1 pseudogene is annotated in these 285 nt (G+C 54.4%); it reads right to left on the reverse strand.

The annotated features are described in order from the left end of the window. Window positions 1-165 (reverse strand): annotated as a pseudogene (locus HBA93_RS20675) (iron chelate uptake ABC transporter family permease subunit); the annotation flags it as partial. Window positions 166-285: the final 120 nt, after the last annotated feature.

Below are 285 nucleotides of genomic sequence, written 5' to 3' on the forward strand. Positions count from 1 at the left end.
CAAAATCATCGCGGCAAGCTTGGTGCCGCGAAACGGCAGCACAAAGCTCCAGCTGCCCTTAGCGCCAATCGTCATAAAGCCTGCGATGGCAATCAGCGCAAGCAGTGCGAGCAATGCCAGTCTTTTCAACGCGCTACGGCGGTTGGCCGGATTTTCAACCGGCAATGTGCTTTCACTGCGCACCGGATAGATTGTTTCATGCACCACGGGCGGACTTCCTTAAAACGAGATACAGGAAGAAGGCACTGCTCAGCACGCCGAGAATTGTACCGACCGGAATTTCAT

The sequence above is a fragment of the Ochrobactrum sp. SFR4 genome (assembly GCF_019730395.1).
GTDB lineage: Bacteria > Pseudomonadota > Alphaproteobacteria > Rhizobiales > Rhizobiaceae > Pseudochrobactrum.